Genomic DNA, 16848 nt, shown 5'->3' with positions numbered 1-16848 from the left:
AGCTTGCGACCGTGACCGCTCGCGCACCCCTCCTCCCCCCCACCGAAAAACCGCGCGTGCTGGTGGAGCACCCCGACTTTTACGTGGTGCACAAGCCCGCGCTGTGGCTCACCCATCCGGTTCGGGCGCGGGTGGACGTGCCCGACGTGCTCACCTTTCTGCGGGCAGAGACGGGGGAGCGGGACCTTGCGCCGCCGCACCGCCTCGACCGCGAGACGAGCGGCACGCAACTGCTCTCGCGCGACGCGGACGCGGCACGGCGGTTTTTCACCCTGTTTAAGGAACACCTCGTTGGAAAAACGTACCTCGCCATCGTGCACGGCTCGCCCGACTGGGAGCGGTACACGCTGGACGCGCCGCTGGGAGACCTGGGGCTGGGGGGGGCCAACCGGATCGCCGTTCGGCAGGCGGTGGTGCCGAACGGGCGGCCAGCGGTGACCGACTTCCGGGTGGTCGAGCGGCGGGCCGGTTTCACGCTGCTCGAGGCGTATCCGCGCTCGGGCCGCCTGCATCAGATTCGCGCGCACCTCGCACACCTGGGCCTGCCCATGGTGGGGGACAAGATCTACGGGCCCGACCCGCAGGCGTTTTTAGAGTTCATCCAAAGCGGCCAGACCCCCGAACTCACCGCGCGGCTGCTGCTGCCCCGGCAGGCCCTCCACGCCGCCCGTATCGCCTTTCCTTGGGCGGGCACGCAGTTCGTGGGGTGGGCCCCGCTCGCGCCTGACCTGCAGGAGTTCTGGGCGGGGCTGCCCGAGGCCCCCGCTCAGACGACGATGCGCCGGTAGGCCCCGTCTTCTCCCACCGCGGGAAGCTGGCCGTACATCAGCTCCTGCTCCACGACGCGGGCCAGGTCCTCGCCGAGCTGCCGGGCACTGCGCCCCTCGCTCTCCAGCGGTTCGGCCACCACGTCGAAGCCGCGCCGGGCGTTCACATCCTGCGTGCGGACTTCGATGTACAGCGTGCTGTCCTCGACGCGGGGCGTGATGGTCACACCCTCCGGATGATCGGAGTTGAAAGCAGACTGGAAAGCCTCAAGAGCCTCTTGCAGGTTCAGGCGTGCGGTCATGGCCGCAGTGTGACGCGCTCAGAGGAGCGCGAACTGCTGCCTCCGCCACACCCCAAACGGGCGTGAAGAGCGGGTAAAGGAGCGGCCTATACTGGCCGCACATGACCTCCCCTTCCTTCCCAGCCCCGCGCGTGAGCCCCTGGGTGCTGTCGGCCTTCTGGTTCGGAACAGCCTTTCACTGGTTGCTGCTGCTGCTGATCCTGATGCCCGCGAACGTGGTGCGCTTCGTGGGCGAGGAGCAAAAGGGCACGTACCTGGGCCTTCTGACCGCGCTGGGCGCGGTGCTGGCGCTGGTGCTGCCCCCCATCATCGGTGCCCGCAGCGACCGTACCGGCCGGCGGTTGCCCTACATCCGGCTGGGGTTGGGCGTCAATCTTGCGGGCCTGGGCGTGATGGCCTGGGCGGCCTCGGCGCTTTCGGGCATGGGGGGCTTCTGGGTGTACGTGCTGGGCTTCCTGCTTGTGCAGTTCGGGAATAACTATGCCACCGCCCCCTACAGCGCGCTGATCCCGCAACTCGTGCCGCCCGCCCAGCGGGGCCACTACAGCGGCGTGATGGGCCTGCTCCAGGCGGCCGGGCAACTGTTGGGAGCGGTCGCGGCCTTTGTGGTGGGGCTGCTGGGATGGCCGGCGCTGGTGTCCTTTGGGCTGATCGCCGTGGTGCTGCTGGTCCCGGCCCTGGTCACCCTGCGCGGGGTCCCCGAGGACGCAGCGGCCGCGCTCGCCCCGAACACTCCTCCCCTGACCTGGCAGCAACTCTTCGCCTACCCCCCCTTCCTGTGGGTGTTTGTGACGCGGGTGCTGTTCGCACTCGGGCAGTACAGCGTGCAGCCCTTTTTGCAGTACTACAACGCGGACGTGCTGCGGCAACCCGAGCCCGAAACCAGCACCTCGATCATGCTGGTGTGCATCATCGCGGGAAGCATCGCCTCCGCGCTGATCGGGGGGCGGATCAGCGACCGGGTGGGCCGCAAACCCGTGATCTATGTGGCGGGCACAGTGATGGCGGCGGCAGCCCTCCTGCTGCTGGTCGCGCCGGGGTACCCAGCGGCCCTGGTGCTTGCCGTGGTGTTCGGGCTGGGCTTCGGCGCCTTTACCAGCGTGGACTGGGCGCTGGGAAGTGACGCGCTGCCCAGCGCGAGCAGCTACGCCCGCGATATGGGCATCTGGCACGTGGCCTTTGTTGCGCCGCAGCTTTCCAGTGCGCCGCAGGGTGCCCTGCTCGACTGGGGAAACACGCAGGGGCCCAACGTGGGGTACACCCTCGTCTTCGGGGGAGCGGCGCTGTTTTTCTTGGCGGGCGTGGTGCTGGTGCGGAACGTGCCGGAGGTCGTCCGCAGGCGGCCCCTCACGCAACCTGACGGGAACCTTTAGACGGTGCCCTTCCTGCCAGAAGCGGCGGTAGGGCCCGTGACAAGCTCGCTCCATGACCCAACACACCGAACATCCGACCCGTGAGGAAGCGATCAAAACCCTGGCCGGGCTGATCAAGGACGTGAAGTTCGCCATGCTGACGGTCACGACCGCAGAGGGGCACCTCAAGGCGCACCCCATGACCACCCAGCAGACCGAATTCGACGGGGACATCTGGTTTATCGGGGGCAAGGACACCGAACAGGTGCAGTGCATGGCGGCTCGCCCGCAGGTCAACGTCAGCTACTCGGACCCTGGCAAAAACAACTACGTGAGTGTGAGCGGGGTTGCCGAGCTCGTCGAGGACCGGGCCAAGCTGGAAGAACTGTGGAGTGACCTCTACAAGGCGTACTTCCCGCAGGGCATCGACGACCCGAACATTCAGCTCATCAAGGTCAGCGCCCAGGGAGCCGAGTACTGGGAGGGCAGTGGCCGGATGAAGGCCCTCTTCCAGATGGCCCGCGCCGCCGTCACCGGAAAGCCCGCCACCGATATGGGGGACAACGCCACCGTCAAGCTCTGAGGCTGACCAAAAGATTCGCGCAAGCCCCCGAATTCATCCGTGGCGTGAGCGAATCGCCCCGAAGGAATGGGGGTGGAAGTCAAAACGTGCTTCCCTCCACCCTTCGGGTGAGCCTTCCGCGCCGAACAGGCGTACCGGGTCGGGCAGACCCGTCGGGACAAAACGCAGCGGGTGGCCGCAGACGTGTCAAAAGCCCCGGCTTGAGACAGCGGGTATGTCAAGACGCCTTCGCCCCAGGACGACGCGCCTGGGGCGAACTTTGAGGAACCGGCAGAGCAGGAAAGCAAGACCCGCTCGCCTCAATCCAGGTTGATGTCAATCACCGGGGGAGGCGTCTCCTCCCCGTTCGCGCCGTCTGCCTGAGGGGAGGCGGGCGGCGGGGTCACCTGCCAGCTGAGGTGAGCCGGAGGGGAGGACGGCCGAACGGTGATCTGAGGAACGCGGGACGGGACGTCCGGAGACCGCTCCGGCGAGCCCTGGGCCGCTCGGCGGGCCGCGATCAGGATGGCGTCCACATCCTCAGCGCTCAGGAGGCCCCTGCTCTGCAGCGTGCTGAGAATCGCCAGGGCGAGCTTGCGAACGTACTCCACGTCATTGGAGCTGGGAGGAGTGGGCGCGCCTTGCCGCGTCATGCCTGCACCCTAGCGCGAAAGGGCAAGGGGAGTGGCGGCTTGCTCCCCCTTACCGCCGCAGTAACAGGCGGCATTCCGCGGAGCGGGACAGGAACGGGCAGACCCTAGAAGCGGGTGGTATCTTCTAGCCGTCTGTCAAAGTGGCGTGAAGTCTCACCCACACGGCACCCCGCCGCCCTCCATGGGGGAGGGAGCAAGAGGAGGAAGAGGGAATGTACCGAGGAAGAGAAGGGCAGTGGGCCTTCCTGCTTCACCGCCTGTCCGGGCTGGCGATCCTGGCCTACTTTCTGCTGCACGTCGTGAGTATCAGCCTGTTTATGTTTGGCGAGCGGGCCTACATGAGCCTGCATACGCTCTATGAGCTTCCGATCTTTAGCCTCGGCCTGATCCTGGTCACGGCAGGCGTTGTGTACCACGCTCTCAACGGCCTGCGCATCATCGTGATGGACTTTACCGGGCGGGGTGTCGCGTACCAGCGCCAGATGTTTTACGGCGTGCTCGGGCTCACGCTGCTTGCCACCGCCTACACCGCCTTTGTGGTGATTGGCCGTCTCCTCGGGGGTGAAGCGTGATTCGCGCCCGCACCCTCACGGACGCCCGGCAGCAGGCCCACTCCAACGCCGAGCTGAACTGGTGGATTTTCATGCGGATCAGCGGCCTGATCCTGATGTTCCTGGTGCTCGGCCATATCTACATGACCTTTATTCAGGTGAGTGAAGCGGACGCCACCTTCGACGCGGTCGTTTTCAAGCTGCAAAACCCCGCCTGGAAGTTCTATGACTGGATGATCCTGCTGCTGGCCATGCTGCATGGCGCAAACGGCGCACGCTACTCCATCGAGGACTATGTGCGTTCGCGCCCCAACCGCGCCTGGGTCAAAGGCATCTTCTACACCGTCTGTGCCGTGATCTTCCTGCTGGGCACGGTCGGCCTGTTCTCCATCTAAAAAGGACGCTGATTCCTATGCATCATCGTTACGACGTACTGGTCGTCGGTGCGGGTGGCGCGGGGCTTATGGCCGCGCTGTACGCCGCCAAGGGCAACGTGTCGGTTGCCTGCATCTCCAAGCTCTACCCCACCCGTTCCCACACCGGGGCGGCGCAGGGCGGCATCGGCGCAGCGCTGGGCAACGTGACCGAGGACCACTGGGAATGGCACATGTTCGACACCGTCAAGGGCGGCGACTACCTCACCGACCAGGACGCGGCGGAAGTCTTTGCCAAGGACATCATCGAGGCGGTCTACGAGCTCGAGCATATGGGGCTCCCGTTCTCCCGCACGCCCGAAGGCAAAATCGCCCAGCGCAAGTTCGGCGGCCACACCCGCGACTTCGGCAAGGCGGCGGTCGAGCGCTCCTGTTACGCGCAGGACCGCACCGGCCACATGATTCTGCAAACGCTGTACCAGCAGAACGTCAAGGCCGGAACCACCTTCTACAACGAGTTCCACGTCACCGACCTGATTATCGAGCGGGGGCGCTGCTGCGGCGTGGTCGCCTACCACTACGCGACGGGCGAGGTCCACACCTTTCACGCGAAGGCCGTGATTCTCGCCGCGGGGGGCTTCGGGCGGATCTTTAAGATCACCTCGAACGCCCTGACGCTCACCGGCGACCTGATGAGCATCTACTACCGCAAGGGCCTGCCGCTGGAGGACATGGAGTTCTACCAGTTCCACCCCACCGGTCTGGCCAAGCTGGGCATTCTGGTGACGGAGGGGATTCGCGGGGAGGGCGGCATTCTGCGCAACGCGAGCGGCGAGCGCTTTATGGAGCGCTACGCGCCCACCATCAAGGACCTCGCGCCGCGCGACATCGTCTCGCGCTCCATCATCAAGGAGATACGCGAGGGACGCGGCGTAGGCCACGACAAGGACGCCGTGCACATCGATCTCACGCACCTGCCGCGCGAGGTGATCGAGGTCAAGCTCGCGGAGATCACGGACCTCGCCAGGACGTACCTGGGGCAGGATCCGGTCAAGGATCTGGTCGCCGTGCAGCCCACTGCCCACTACGCGATGGGCGGGATTCCCACCGACATCAACGGCCTGTGCCTGGCGGACGGGGCGGGCACCACGGTCGAGGGCCTGTACGCGGCGGGTGAGCAGGCCTGCGTCAGCCTGCACGGCGCAAACCGCCTGGGGACCAACAGCCTGGGTGACCTGGTCGTGTTCGGCCGCCGCGCGGGAATCGCGGCCGCGGCCTACGCCCGGCAGGCGGAGTATCCCGAGATGCCGGAGCACCCCGAACGGGACACCCTGGAGATGTTTAGCCGCCTGCGCCACGCGAGCGGCAAGGAAAACGGCGCCGTGATCCGCAAGGAGCTGCAAGAGTCGATGATGAATAACGTCGGCATCTTCCGCAACGGCCCGGATATGGAAAAGCAGGTCGGCATCCTGCAGGAACTCAAGGCCCGTTACGCGCACGTGAGCGTTTCCGATCCCAGCCAGCGCTACAACAGCGAGCTGATCGAGGCGATGGAGCTCGGGTTTATGCTGGACTGCGCCGAGGCGATGACGGCGAGTGCGCTCAACCGCAAGGAGTCGCGCGGGGCGCACGACCGCGAGGACTACCCCGAGCGCGACGACACCAATTGGCTCAAGCACACCATGGCCTACCGGGATTTGGACCATCCTGGACGGGTGGTGATCGGCTACAAGGACGTGGTCCTCAAGGGCTTCACCCGCGCCTTCGAGCCCAAGCCCCGCGTGTACTGACAGGGTGTGGGCCGTGCTTCCCCACGGCTCACACTTCAGAGGAAAAGACATGGCAGAACAGCACGTTCCCGTTGACACCTACACCACCCCGACCATCCGGGTCAACGTCAAGATCCTGCGCTTCAACCCCGAACAGGACAAAAAGGCGCACTGGGAGACCTACCCGGTGGAGGCCCAGCCCAGCGACCGGGTGCTTGACGTGCTCAATTACGTCAAGTGGTACATCGATCCCAGCCTCACCTTCCGCCGTTCCTGCGGCCACGGCATCTGCGGCAGCGACGCCATGCTGATCGCCGGACGCAACCGCCTGGCCTGTAAGACGCTGCTGCGCGACGTGGTCAAAGACGGCGGCACCCTCACCGTCGAGCCCATCCGCGGTCTGAAGGTCGAAAAGGACCTGCTGGTGGATATGGATCCCTTCTTTGACGCGTACCGGGCGATTATGCCCTACTTCATCAATGAGGATCCGCCGCCCGCGACCGAGCGGCTGCAATCGCCCGAGCAGGCGGACCGGATGCAGCATTCCAGCAACTGCATCCTGTGCGCGTGCTGCACGACCTCCTGCCCGATCTTCTGGGTCAACGGCTCCTACCTTGGTCCCGCCAGCATCGTGCAGGCACACCGCTTTATCTTTGACAGCCGCGACCAGGCGACCCACCAGCGGCTGAACATCATGAACCAAAATACCGGCGTGTGGCGCTGCCGCACCGCCTACAACTGCACCGAGGCATGCCCGCGTGACATCCCGATCACCACCATCATCGAGGAGGTCAAGCGCGCGGTGATGTACCAGCAGGCGTAAGGGGAGCCGTCAGCGATCAGCGATCAGCAAACAGAGGGGCGGAGGCCAGGGGGCTTCCGCCTTCTGCTTTGGGACGCTCAACGCGGGTGAAGGCGGCGCACACACCCCGCACCTGCGAAGCCTTCAGGATAACGGTGAGGAGAGAACTGATGACGACACGGGAAAGGGAAATGGACGGGACAACTGCCGGGCGGCGTTCGCTTTGGGGAGGAGTCCTGCTCGGGCTGGGCCTGGGGGGGTTTTTCGACGGGATCGTGCTTCACCAGATCCTGCAATGGCATCACCTGGTCAGCGAGGTCTATCCGCCCACCACCCCCGAAAACCTGCGACGCAACACGCTTGCCGACGGCCTTTTTCACGCCATGACCTGGGTCTTCACGGTCCTGGGGGTGTTCCTGTTGTGGAGCGGCCTGCGGGGCCAGCACGCGACCTGGCGGACCTCCGCTTTCGTCGGTACCCTGCTCCTAGGCTGGGGCCTGTTCAACGTGGTCGAGGGCCTGATCAACCACCAGCTGCTTGGGGTTCACCACGTTCGCCCCGGGCCTGATCAGCTCGCCTACGACATCGGCTTCCTGATCTGGGGGGCCGTCATGCTGCTGGTGGGCTGGAGCCTGATGCGCCGAGCAGCGGCATAGGGCCGTACCCCGGAGCGCTTCTTTTGCTGACGGCCAAAACTGAACGCTCCCTCAGAACTGCATCGCGTACCGCGCGCCGTCGCTGCCGGTACACTCGCCGATGCCGCGGCCCTCGGCATCCACCTGAAGGGTGCAGGTCAGGGTTCGGGGGGTTGCCCCGGTGGTCCTGGCGATGAGGTTGCCGCTGCGCAGGGTGATCTGTGGGGTGCCGGTGGTGAGCTGGCCGCCCCAGGCCCAGCCGGGCACAGTGTTCCAAAAGCCTGCGCCGAAGGTGACGTCGAGGGCAGGCCGCAGCGGAACGGTTCCTGCTGCTGCCAGCAACGTGGCGCGGCCCAGGTAGGTCTGTCCGCCGATCTGGATGACAACATTGTCCGTACTGCTCGTGCCGCCGGAAAGGGCCCCGGGGGGGAAATTCACAGTGCCCTCCTGTCCGGTCGCAGCGTTCACGATGCGGCCCACCGTCGGCGCAGTCAAGGCGGGGGCACAGGCGGCGAGCAGCGCAGCGGCCCCCAGACAGGTCAGGGCAGTCTTGAACATGCCCTCAGTTTGGGCCGCCTTTCTGACCCATTGGCCTCATTGGGCTCAAGCTGTGCTCATGAGGGGGCACCGCCCTCAGGGGCTGAGGCAGAACCGGGCAAGGCCAGGCCGCTCCTCTCCATGGTCTCGTGCACTTCTGTCCAGGCTTCGCGGGGCAAGCGACCGCTGCCGCGTGGGCCGCCGGGCATCCCGTCAACCAGCCGGCGGTGACCATAGCGGATTCTCCTTGGTCAGCGGGCAGCGAAGTCGTCCACGAACTGTTCGTGCGCGGTCGTCCCGATGGCCCCGGGGCACGCCGCACGCACCCGCGTGACCGCCTGCTCGGGCGGCATGCCTGCCTGGATGAGCAGGCATACAGCGCTCAGACCCGCCCACCCCGGCTCGCCGCAGCCATGCACGACAACGGCGCGGCCGTCCAGGAGGTGCTCCATCAGCTCCTCGAGGAAGGAGGTGAAGGGGCCTGGACCATGCAGCCCGGCCTGGCCTTGGATGGGGCAGGCGATCACCGTGAGGGCATGGACCTCGGGCAAGTCCCACCGCTCGCCCTCGTGCGGCCCAATGAGGAGGGCAAGAACGTTCACGCCCTGCCTGGCCAGGCGCCCGAGGTCGGCCAGTTCCTGGTCAGGGCTGAGGCCCAGGCGGCCCGGCCACAGCGCTGTGTCGATCCAGGCCACCTGACCAGGGGTCGTCTCGCCGGTCACTGCCTCAGCCCTCTCGCAGCCAGCGTGCCGCGTCAAGCGCGTGGTAGGTGATGATCGCGTCGGCTCCGGCCCGCCGCATTGCAGTGAGGGTTTCAAGGACGGTCCGGCGCTCGTCCATGTAGCCCGCCTGCGCGGCGGCCTTGACGAGCGCGTACTCGCCGCTCACGTTGTAGGCGACGAGCGGCAGATCAAAGGTCTCGCGCAGCAGCCGCAGAATGTCGAGGTAGGCAAGGGCGGGCTTGACCATCAGGAAGTCTGCACCCTGCTCGGCGTCCAGCCGCGCTTCCCGCAGCGCCTCGCGCTCTCCCCCCGCCGGGTCCATCTGGTAGGTCGCTCGATTCCCCACGCTGGGCGCGCTGCCCGCCGCGTCGCGGAAGGGACCGTAGTAGGCGCTGGCGTACTTCACGGCGTAGCTCATCACGGGGACGTGTTCGAAGCCGGCGGCATCGAGGGCCGCACGGATGGCCCCGACCTGCCCATCCATCATGGCGCTGGGAGCGACCACGTCCGCCCCCGCGCGCGCCTGAGACACCGCCGTCTGTGCCAGGAGGTCGAGCGCGGCGTCATTGTCTACCGTCCACTCACCGCTCCCGGTCTGGCACAGCGGGCCGCAGTGCCCGTGGTCGGTGTACTCGCACAGGCAGGTATCGGCGATTACGGTGAGGGCAGGTACCGCGGCCTTGATGGCCGCCGCCGCGCGCTGGATGATCCCGCTTTCCGCATACGCCTGGCTGCCCTGCGGGTCCTTTTCGTCGGGGATGCCAAACAGGATCACGCTGGTGATGCCCAGCTCAAGGGCCGCGCGAGCCTGCTCCACCGCCCCGGCGACGCTGTGACGGCTCACGCCGGGCATGGTGGCGACAGGTTCTGTGGTGTCCTGCTCGTGCACGAACACCGGGTGAATGAAGTGCTGCGGCGCGAGCGTGACCTCGCGCGTGAGGGCGCGCAGACCAGCTGTGCGGCGCAGACGACGGGGACGGTCAAGCATACGGGCAGGCTAGCGCAGGGGGCACGCCGGGAATGGGGGGTGGACAGCGGTCAGGGACACGCCGAATCTCTGGCCCTCTGTTCAGGAAGGCCGGAAGGCAACCACCACGGCGCGCAAATGGGCTGCGCACGGGCCCATTCGAAGGCGAACATCTCCCCATACTCGCGGATGGCCTCGGGATCACTGGTGGCGAGGGTGTATTCCCCCAAGCCCAGGGGACCAAAGGCGGAGTGGTGGAGGTTTTGGCTGCCCACGGTGAGCATCTGGCCGTCGATCAGCGCCGCCTTGGTGTGCAGACCACCCGCCGTGCCGTACCAGCGGGCCTGCACGTGCTCTGCCAGGCCCAGCGGGGTCAGTTCGGCCAGCAGACCGCGCAGCAGGGCGAGCGTCTCGGCCTGCAGGAGGGGATCGTAGTCGAGCAGCAGCCGAACGGTCACGCCCCGCTCGCGAATGGCCTGTACGGCGGCCCGCCACACCGGAAGCTGCCGGTCGGGGGGACAGCCGTTCTCCTCCACGAGGTCCCCCAGGCAGCCCAAGGTCCCGCTGATCTGCGACTGCATGACATCGATGCTTGTTTCTGCCGCACCAAAAAGGGCCGCTACCGCGTCGTCCGCCGTGGTGTATCCACTTCGGCGGTAGAGGGGGTAGACATGGTCTTCACCGGCAGCGGGCGCGGGAGCCGCCCAGATCAGCGGCCAGGGGGACGCGGGACGGGTAAAGGTGCAGGCGCGGCGCAGCGTCTCCGGCGTGGGCGGAGCGTGACAGGAGAGCAGGCGGCTGTGCGCCCAGCTCTCCCGGAACGCCGCGACAGCGTGCCGCGCCACAGGTCCCCGCACGCGCAGCGCCAGGTCGGTGAGATCCCCGCCACCCGGCGCGCCGGCGGGCAGGTGATGGAAACTGACGTTGAACCCTCCGGTCAGAACCGTTTCTCCGTCCTGCACGACGAGTTTGCTGTGGTTGTGCGGGTAGGTGTAGGCATAGTTGGCGAGTTCCAGCCGCCAGCCGGGCACCGTATCCCCCGCCAGCGGAATCCCCGCAGCGAGCAGGTGCCGAGCGGCACCGTAGGCGCTGGCGGTGGGGTCGAGCAGGTCGCCCAGGCGCACAGCATTGCCCAGCAGCACGCGGACAGTCAGGCCCGCCGGGTAGCGTTCGGGGTGCTGCGCCACATCCTGCCGGAGTGCGGCAAGCGCCCGCGCAAGCTGGGCCCCCGGCGCTGCGGGGCCGTCATCCCAGATCATGTTGGCCAGCAGGAGCTCGCGGCGCGCCTCCCGCACCTGCGCTGCGAGCAGGTCAAAGGCGCCGTGTGGGGTGCGCGGCTGCGCGCTATAGGCCGGATTCGCCTGCGGAAAGTGCAGCAGGCCCTCCACCCGGTTCCCACAGCTCAGGGCCGCACCCTCGCTCACCGTCCAGTCGTACAGCAGGCGGTCGAGGGGCGCCTGCGGAGGAGGGCAGGCGTTCAGCCCCAGGCCATCGAGCGCGCGGAGATCGGGCGGGGGCAGGTTCAGGCCCAGATGAACCCCTGCCGGAAAGACAGCGCCCCGTGCCTGTGCCTCCAGCGGCGGCCCGGCCAGCAGAACCAGGCCCTGAAGCGCCCAGACGAGGAGGCGGGAGGCCAAGACGGCAGACATGTTGAGGAGAGTATGCCGCGTTCCAGGGCTGCTAGCCTCACCCTATGAGGCTCCTCAGCGTGAATGTCGGCCAGCCCACAGCCCTTCAGGTCGGGAACCGCACGACCATCACAGGCATCCGCAAGCACCCGGTGCCGGGGCGGGTCAGGGTGACGGTCACCGGGCTGGATGGCGACCACGTCCTCAACCGCCAGCATCACGGCGGCCCCGACCAGGCCGTGTACGTGTACACACGCGAGGACTACGACCACTGGACGGAGACCCTGGGAAAGCCCCTTGATCCCGGCACCTTCGGCGAGAATCTGCTGCTGAGCGGTCTGGAGTCGGCGGGCGTGTGCGTCGGGGAACGGTTCCGCATCGGCACCGTCCTGCTGGAAGTCACCGCGCCGCGTATCCCCTGCGGCACGCTGGGTGCCCGGATGGAGGACGCCGGGTTCGTGAAACGCTTTGCGGGTGCCCGCCGCCCCGGCTTCTACACCCGCGTGCTCGAGGGCGGCGACGTGGGCTGCGGCGACGAGGTGACCCGCGAGGCTGCACCGGGCGGCGCTCCCACGGTCGCGGAGCTCTTCGACCTGTGGTACGGGCCGCAGCCTTCCCGGGAGACCCTGGAACGCTACCTGGCCTCTCCACTTGCGCTGCGGCTGAGGCGAAACGTCGAGCAGCTGCTGGCCGAGCGGTTCTGAGGTGCAGCGGCGTTCCCCGCTTATGCCCGCAGCCGGTCACTGTACGCCTGGCGAAACTTGGCGACCTTGGGCGTGATGACGGCCCGGCAGTACGGCTGGTTGGGGTTACGGGCGTAGAAGTTCTGGTGTTCGTCCTCCGCCACATAGAAGGGGCCAGCAGGTTCAATGGTGGTCACGATGGGGCGGTCAAACACCCCTTGCGCGGTGAGTTCGGCCATCACGGCGCGCGTCTCCCGCTCCTGCTCCTCGTTCAGGGGGAAAACGGCGCTGCGGTACTGGGTGCCCACGTCCGCCCCCTGCCGGTTGAGGGTGGTCGGGTCGTGCGTGGCAAAAAACAGCATCAGCAGGTCGCGAAAGCTCACCTGAGTGGGGTCAAAGGTCACGCGCACCGCCTCAGCGTGACCCGTCTTGCCGCTACACACCGTGCGGTAGTCGGGGTTGGGCACGTGTCCGCCGATGTAGCCGCTCTCCACCTTTGTCACGCCGCGCACCTCTTTCATCACCGCCTCCGTGCACCAGAAGCACCCGCCCGCGAGGATCGCCTGCTGCATCTGTCTGCCCGCCTGTGGTGAGGTCATGGCCAGATTCTGGCGCATCCCGGCGAGCAGGAGGGGGCGGGAGGCACGGTTTGCCTGTCTTCCCGCCACCCTGATGCGACATGGCGGTGAGTCGCAGACAAACCCGACCGGCGCAAGACCCTCTGGTGCCTTCCTGGACGTTCTTCCATCAAAGATCACTGGGTGAGCAGCCGCGCTGCCACCAACACCACGATCACCCCGTACATCACCTTGACAAAGCCGCTGCCGCGCAGCATCGCCATCCGCGCACCCAACGTGGCCCCCAGCGCGTTGGCGACGCCCATGGGCAGGCCGATCCACCAGACCATCTGGCCCTGGAACAGAAAAAACAGGAACGCGCCCAGGTTGGTGGCGAAGTTGATGGTGCGGGCGTTCCCGCTCGCGCGAACGAGGTTAAAGCCCACCAGAGCGAACAGGAACATCAGAAAGGTGCCGGTGCCGGGACCTAGAAAGCCGTCGTATACGCCGATGATGAACGCACCGGGCAACGTCAAGGCCAGCGTGCGGGCGGTCAGGCCGGGAAAACGGTCCTCCAGGCCGAAGCGTTTATTCGCGAGCACGAGCGCGCCGACACCGAGGATCACCACGCCGACGAGCGTGCGAAAGGCGTCCGGATCCACGAAGTGAACGAGGTAGGCTCCCAGCGCACTCCCCGCGAGTGCCAGCGGAATCAGCCGCAGCACCAAGGCCCGCGCCACGTGCCCTTTGCGCCAGTACTGAAAGGTGGCGCTCCCGGAACCGAAGATGGCGAGCAGCTTGTTTGTGGCAACCGTCTGCGCGGGCGAGAGGCCCATAAAAAAGAGCGTCGGAAGCGTGATCGTTCCCCCCCCGCCCGCTACCGCGTCGATGAAGCCGGCAAGAAAGGCGAGGGGAAGACCGTAGAGCAGGACTTCGGGACCGGGCACGGGGGGCAGTATAGGAGCCCTTCGCCCTCCGCTCGGACAGACACCGAAGCCGGAACGGGCGGCCACCTGCGGACCTCTCCCCTACTCCTGATCCTGGCCCAGATCTGCCCCCCGGCGGGTGGCCGCTACAACCGCGCGCATCAGCGCCCCGCGCACGCCCGCGGCTTCCAGCACCTCCAGCCCGGCGATGGTGGTCCCGCCGGGACTGGCGACCTCATCCTTGAGGAGGCCGGGGTGGGCCCGTTTCTGAAGGAGTTCGCCGCTGGCGATGAGCAGTTTGGCGGCGAGTTCGTGCGCCAGAGCACGGGGAAGGCCCATACGCACCCCGCCGTCCGCGAGGGCCTCGGCAAAGACGGCAGCGTAGGCGGGACCCGAGGCGCTCATGCCGGTAAAGGCGTTAAAGAGGTGTTCGGGGAGGTCGTACACGTCGCCAACCGAGCCGAAGAGCTGCCGAGCGAAGTCGAGGTCACCGGCGCCCTCGGCCTCGCGGGAGGCGGTGATGGCCGTCTGGCTCAGACCGATGGTCGCGGCGAGGTTGGGCATCACCCGGACCACCCGCTGGGTCCCGAGGCGGCGGGTGAGGGTTCCTGTGCTCACGCCCGCCATCGTGCTGATGTAGCCGGTGCTTTCCTGCGCGAGCCGATCACTGATCTCGGGAAAGACGCGCGGCTGCACGCTGACCAGGATGCGGTCTGCCGAACGCAGGTCAGCCCAGGTGAGGACGCGCGCGCCGGTGCGGGCGGCGAGTTCGGCGGCGCGCGGCGCGTTTGCGTCGAGCAGGCCGATCTCGCCTGCGGGCATCACACCGCGCGAGGTAACGCCCGTAAGCAGGGCGAGGCCGAGTTTCCCGACACCGACGATGGCGAGTCTCATGCCGGGGAGTATAGGGGCGCCGTGTCCCCTTCCCAAGGCAGGTGACTAGGATGCCCTGCGGGCCGCGCGGTAGGTTGCCGCCGCGGCAAGCCCCCCAGCGAGGTACCAGCCCACAGTCAGCAGCTGGGTCAGGGGGGGCTGTTCGCCCGGCTGGCGGCCCAGCCCGAGGGGCCGGGGCAGAAAGACAGCCCCCAAGCCCGCGGCCAGGCCAAGCGCGCTGCCCCGTGACCACGCGCCCTGCGGCGCTCCGGCGCCCACCAGACTGTAGTAGAGGGCGTTCGAGACAAGGTCAGCCCCCAGCGTCCAGCGGTACAGGTCCTCACCGCGCGGCGGCTTCACACCGGCGCCTCGCAGCGACTTCCCCAGGGCCCGCTCACCGATCACGTCCATGCGCGGGGCGTGGGGCAGAACGCGCCGTGCCCCCTCGTTCAGGAGGGTCACCGTAAGGGCGCCCGCCAGACCCGCCGCGGCCACCGGCAGCCAGCGCCGGAGCAAGTTGGCTTCGGTCTGTGGGGCTTCGGCCTGTTTCAGCGTGCGGGTTGTGTTCATTCTTCATCAGTACCGCGCGGAAGATGACCCGGGTGGTTTTCTAAAGACTGCCCCTAGGCCCTAGACTTTCCCCATGCTCGTGTACCACCTGCCCGGCACCCTGGACACCCGCGAAGCTGACCTCGACCTGCTGTGGGAGGCGGGTGCCACCGGCCTGGAGGAACGGGCGGGCGTGATCCGCGCCTACTTCGACGCGCGCACCGAGCTGCCTGCCGGGGTCGCAGACGGCGAGTGGCGTGAGGAGGCCGATCAGGACTGGCTGGCCGAGTTCAAACGGACGCTGCGGCCCGTGCGGGCGGGCCGAGTCACGATCGTGCCGCCGTGGCTGCGCGAGGAGACCGAAGCCGGGCAGCTCCCGCTGGTGATCGAGCCCGGAATGGCCTTTGGAACCGGACACCACGCGACCACTCGGCTCGCAGTGGAGGCCCTCTCGGCGCTCGACCTCGCCGCGCTGGGACCCGAGGGCCAGGGAGCACGGGTGCTGGACGTGGGCACCGGGAGCGGGGTGCTGGCGATCGCGGCGGCGCTGCTGGGGGCGAGCTTCGCCCTTGGAGTGGACATCGATCCGGTCACCATTCCGGTCGCGCGGGAGAATGCGGAGAGCAACGGCGTCCCGGCGCAGCGGGTGCGTTTCGAGGAGGGCACCTTGGGAGAAGCCCCCCTCACCCTCCCTGAAGAGGGCGTAGATGCCTATGACGTGGTGGTGGCCAACCTGTATGCCGAACTGCATGACCTCCTTGCCGGAGAGTACGCCGCCCATCTGGTGCCGGGCGGCGTGCTCGTGCTGACGGGCATCCTGACCGTGAAGCTGCCGCTGGTGGGCGCGGCGCTGAGGCGCGAGGGCTTCGGGGACATACAGGAGACGCTGGAGGGCGAGTGGGCTCTGGTGACGGCCCGTGCGCCACTGGAGTGACGTGGTGGCCCCGCATAGAGTTCGGGTGGAGGCCCTTGCCCCCACCATGACGCTCGGCCCCCGCGAGACCCGGCACCTGCAGGTATTGCGGCTGCACGAGGGAGAGACCGTGCGCGTCTTCGACGGCCAGGGCACGGAGGCCGAAGCCATCCTCACCCGGCTGGAAGAAGGGCGGGCGGTGCTGACGCTGGGAGAACGCCTCGCGGGAACAGCCGAGACGCCGCAGCCCGTCACCCTGGCGGTGGCCCTGCTCAAGGGTGACAAGCTGGCAGATGTGGTTCGCGCTGCCACCGAACTCGGTGTGGCGCGGGTACAACTCCTGGTCACGCGGCATGCCGACGCCCGTGAGATCGGCACGCAAAAGCTCCTGCGCCTGCGCCGCGTGGCTCAGGAGGCGAGCAAGCAGTCGCGCCGCGCTGTTGTGCCGCAGGTTCTGGACCCCCTGCCCCTCGCGGAGCTGAGCTGGGAAGGTCAACTGTTCGTCGCGCAGCCCGGTGCATCCGCCCGGCTCAGCGATCACCTGAGCTGGAAGGCACCGGTGACGGTCCTGACCGGCCCGGAAGGCGGCCTCGCCGACACCGAGGTCGCCACCCTGACGGCACGGGGCGCTGTGCCCGTGACCCTCGGTCCCCGCATCCTACGCGCCGAAACGGCCCCGGTGGCGCTGCTGGGGGCGATTGTGGCGACGGGCGTGTAGGCGGAAGG

At 67.6% G+C, this 16848-nt stretch carries 20 protein-coding genes and 1 pseudogene; 11 read left to right on the top strand and 10 right to left on the bottom strand.

All coding sequences use genetic code 11. The features are described 5' to 3' along the window. The first annotated feature begins 11 nt into the window (after positions 1 to 11). Positions 12 to 788, top strand: a complete 777-nt coding sequence (locus tag EI73_RS01455; RefSeq protein WP_034383428.1) for an RluA family pseudouridine synthase — start codon at positions 12 to 14, stop codon at positions 786 to 788. Here the strand turns inward: EI73_RS01455 and EI73_RS01450 are convergent. Then, positions 767 to 1069: a hypothetical protein gene (locus tag EI73_RS01450; protein WP_034383425.1), complete on the bottom strand. Its 303-nt coding sequence runs from the start codon at positions 1067 to 1069 to the stop codon at positions 767 to 769. The two genes, EI73_RS01455 and EI73_RS01450, sit on opposite strands and share 22 nt — an antisense overlap. A 101-nt stretch (positions 1070 to 1170) precedes the next feature. On the opposite strand from EI73_RS01450, the gene EI73_RS01445 reads away from it, so the two are divergent. Both EI73_RS01445 and EI73_RS01440 read left to right on the top strand, forming a co-directional pair. Beyond that, positions 1171 to 2442, top strand: a complete 1272-nt coding sequence (locus EI73_RS01445; RefSeq protein WP_034383422.1) for an MFS transporter — start codon at positions 1171 to 1173, stop codon at positions 2440 to 2442. 52 nt (positions 2443 to 2494) lie between these two features. Then, positions 2495 to 3004 carry a pyridoxamine 5'-phosphate oxidase family protein gene (locus EI73_RS01440; RefSeq protein ID WP_034383418.1) on the top strand — a complete coding sequence of 170 codons (510 nt, stop codon included), beginning with the start codon at positions 2495 to 2497 and terminating at the stop codon, positions 3002 to 3004. A 299-nt stretch (positions 3005 to 3303) separates the two neighbouring features. On the opposite strand, the gene EI73_RS01435 is transcribed toward EI73_RS01440, so the two are convergent. Further along, complete coding sequence (locus EI73_RS01435; RefSeq protein ID WP_034383415.1) at positions 3304 to 3636, bottom strand: hypothetical protein; 333 nt, start codon at positions 3634 to 3636, stop codon at positions 3304 to 3306. A gap of 206 nt (positions 3637 to 3842) precedes the next feature. Between EI73_RS01435 and sdhC the strand changes: the two are divergent. The 5 genes and pseudogenes from sdhC to EI73_RS01410 all read left to right on the top strand — a co-directional run. Next, a pseudogene (gene sdhC / locus EI73_RS01430) lies at positions 3843 to 4208 on the top strand (succinate dehydrogenase, cytochrome b556 subunit); the annotation flags it as partial. Beyond that, a complete protein-coding gene (locus tag EI73_RS01425) occupies positions 4205 to 4582 on the top strand; it encodes a succinate dehydrogenase hydrophobic membrane anchor subunit (protein WP_034383411.1) in 378 nt (125 codons plus the stop codon). The pseudogene sdhC and the gene EI73_RS01425, both read left to right, overlap by 4 nt. A 17-nt stretch (positions 4583 to 4599) precedes the next feature. Further along, positions 4600 to 6351 carry a succinate dehydrogenase flavoprotein subunit gene (gene sdhA / locus EI73_RS01420; protein WP_034383408.1) on the top strand — a complete coding sequence of 584 codons (1752 nt, stop codon included), beginning with the start codon at positions 4600 to 4602 and terminating at the stop codon, positions 6349 to 6351. A gap of 49 nt (positions 6352 to 6400) precedes the next feature. After that, a complete protein-coding gene (locus EI73_RS01415) occupies positions 6401 to 7153 on the top strand; it encodes a succinate dehydrogenase iron-sulfur subunit (protein ID WP_051935368.1) in 753 nt (250 codons plus the stop codon). 149 nt (positions 7154 to 7302) lie between these two features. Next, complete coding sequence (locus EI73_RS01410; RefSeq protein ID WP_051935367.1) at positions 7303 to 7788, top strand: DUF2243 domain-containing protein; 486 nt, start codon at positions 7303 to 7305, stop codon at positions 7786 to 7788. A gap of 51 nt (positions 7789 to 7839) precedes the next feature. Here the strand turns inward: EI73_RS01410 and EI73_RS01405 are convergent, their stop codons facing one another. The 4 genes from EI73_RS01405 to EI73_RS01390 form a co-directional block, all read right to left on the bottom strand. Beyond that, positions 7840 to 8325, bottom strand: coding sequence for a hypothetical protein (locus EI73_RS01405; protein WP_034383402.1), 486 nt, complete (start codon positions 8323 to 8325; stop codon positions 7840 to 7842). A 230-nt stretch (positions 8326 to 8555) separates the two neighbouring features. Beyond that, on the bottom strand, positions 8556 to 9026 hold the full coding sequence (locus tag EI73_RS01400) for a hypothetical protein (protein WP_034383400.1): 471 nt from the start codon (positions 9024 to 9026) through the stop codon (positions 8556 to 8558). A 4-nt stretch (positions 9027 to 9030) separates the two neighbouring features. Next, entirely contained in the window at positions 9031 to 10014 is a 984-nt protein-coding gene (gene hemB, locus EI73_RS01395; protein WP_034383398.1) for a porphobilinogen synthase, read from the bottom strand. A gap of 50 nt (positions 10015 to 10064) precedes the next feature. Beyond that, a complete protein-coding gene (locus tag EI73_RS01390; protein WP_051935366.1) occupies positions 10065 to 11642 on the bottom strand; it encodes a phospholipase D-like domain-containing protein in 1578 nt (525 codons plus the stop codon). Between the two features lie 44 nt (positions 11643 to 11686). Here EI73_RS01390 and EI73_RS01385 point away from each other — a divergent pair, with 44 nt between their 5' ends. Beyond that, positions 11687 to 12325 (top strand): MOSC domain-containing protein, encoded by a 639-nt coding sequence (locus EI73_RS01385; RefSeq protein ID WP_034383396.1) that lies wholly within the window; start codon positions 11687 to 11689, stop codon positions 12323 to 12325. A 20-nt stretch (positions 12326 to 12345) separates the two neighbouring features. Here the strand turns inward: EI73_RS01385 and msrA are convergent, their stop codons facing one another. From msrA to EI73_RS01365, 4 genes are all read right to left on the bottom strand, one after another. Next, complete coding sequence (gene msrA / locus EI73_RS01380) at positions 12346 to 12903, bottom strand: peptide-methionine (S)-S-oxide reductase MsrA (protein WP_034387462.1); 558 nt, start codon at positions 12901 to 12903, stop codon at positions 12346 to 12348. A gap of 155 nt (positions 12904 to 13058) precedes the next feature. Continuing rightward, positions 13059 to 13808 (bottom strand): TSUP family transporter, encoded by a 750-nt coding sequence (locus EI73_RS01375; RefSeq protein ID WP_034383393.1) that lies wholly within the window; start codon positions 13806 to 13808, stop codon positions 13059 to 13061. A gap of 81 nt (positions 13809 to 13889) precedes the next feature. Then, on the bottom strand, positions 13890 to 14681 hold the full coding sequence (proC, locus tag EI73_RS01370) for a pyrroline-5-carboxylate reductase (protein ID WP_034383391.1): 792 nt from the start codon (positions 14679 to 14681) through the stop codon (positions 13890 to 13892). A 45-nt stretch (positions 14682 to 14726) separates the two neighbouring features. Next, entirely contained in the window at positions 14727 to 15230 is a 504-nt protein-coding gene (locus tag EI73_RS01365; RefSeq protein ID WP_081908939.1) for a hypothetical protein, read from the bottom strand. A gap of 73 nt (positions 15231 to 15303) precedes the next feature. Between EI73_RS01365 and EI73_RS01360 the strand changes: the two genes are divergently transcribed. Both EI73_RS01360 and EI73_RS01355 read left to right on the top strand, forming a co-directional pair. Further along, a complete protein-coding gene (locus EI73_RS01360; RefSeq protein WP_034383389.1) occupies positions 15304 to 16143 on the top strand; it encodes a 50S ribosomal protein L11 methyltransferase in 840 nt (279 codons plus the stop codon). Positions 16144 to 16189: 46 nt separating this feature from the next. Beyond that, entirely contained in the window at positions 16190 to 16840 is a 651-nt protein-coding gene (locus EI73_RS01355; RefSeq protein WP_231557250.1) for a 16S rRNA (uracil(1498)-N(3))-methyltransferase, read from the top strand. Positions 16841 to 16848 lie beyond the last annotated feature (8 nt).

It is taken from the genome of Deinococcus sp. YIM 77859 (assembly GCF_000745175.1).
Lineage (GTDB): Bacteria > Deinococcota > Deinococci > Deinococcales > Deinococcaceae > Deinococcus.
This window is presented reverse-complemented; position numbering and strand designations above follow the sequence as displayed.

Coding starts and splice junctions, on each gene's coding strand:
- EI73_RS01445 (WP_034383422.1), top strand. CDS start 1,171: ATGACCTCCCCTTCCTTCCCAGCCCCGCGCGTGAGCCCCTGGGTGCTG.
- EI73_RS01415 (WP_051935368.1), top strand. CDS start 6,401: ATGGCAGAACAGCACGTTCCCGTTGACACCTACACCACCCCGACCATC.
- EI73_RS01355 (WP_231557250.1), top strand. CDS start 16,190: ATGACGCTCGGCCCCCGCGAGACCCGGCACCTGCAGGTATTGCGGCTG.
- EI73_RS01360 (WP_034383389.1), top strand. CDS start 15,304: ATGCTCGTGTACCACCTGCCCGGCACCCTGGACACCCGCGAAGCTGAC.
- EI73_RS01435 (WP_034383415.1), bottom strand. CDS start 3,636: ATGACGCGGCAAGGCGCGCCCACTCCTCCCAGCTCCAATGACGTGGAG.
- EI73_RS01410 (WP_051935367.1), top strand. CDS start 7,303: ATGACGACACGGGAAAGGGAAATGGACGGGACAACTGCCGGGCGGCGT.
- hemB (WP_034383398.1), bottom strand. CDS start 10,014: ATGCTTGACCGTCCCCGTCGTCTGCGCCGCACAGCTGGTCTGCGCGCC.
- EI73_RS01365 (WP_081908939.1), bottom strand. CDS start 15,230: ATGAACACAACCCGCACGCTGAAACAGGCCGAAGCCCCACAGACCGAA.
- msrA (WP_034387462.1), bottom strand. CDS start 12,903: ATGACCTCACCACAGGCGGGCAGACAGATGCAGCAGGCGATCCTCGCG.
- EI73_RS01450 (WP_034383425.1), bottom strand. CDS start 1,069: ATGACCGCACGCCTGAACCTGCAAGAGGCTCTTGAGGCTTTCCAGTCT.
- EI73_RS01405 (WP_034383402.1), bottom strand. CDS start 8,325: ATGTTCAAGACTGCCCTGACCTGTCTGGGGGCCGCTGCGCTGCTCGCC.
- EI73_RS01390 (WP_051935366.1), bottom strand. CDS start 11,642: ATGTCTGCCGTCTTGGCCTCCCGCCTCCTCGTCTGGGCGCTTCAGGGC.
- proC (WP_034383391.1), bottom strand. CDS start 14,681: ATGAGACTCGCCATCGTCGGTGTCGGGAAACTCGGCCTCGCCCTGCTT.
- EI73_RS01385 (WP_034383396.1), top strand. CDS start 11,687: ATGAGGCTCCTCAGCGTGAATGTCGGCCAGCCCACAGCCCTTCAGGTC.
- sdhA (WP_034383408.1), top strand. CDS start 4,600: ATGCATCATCGTTACGACGTACTGGTCGTCGGTGCGGGTGGCGCGGGG.
- EI73_RS01440 (WP_034383418.1), top strand. CDS start 2,495: ATGACCCAACACACCGAACATCCGACCCGTGAGGAAGCGATCAAAACC.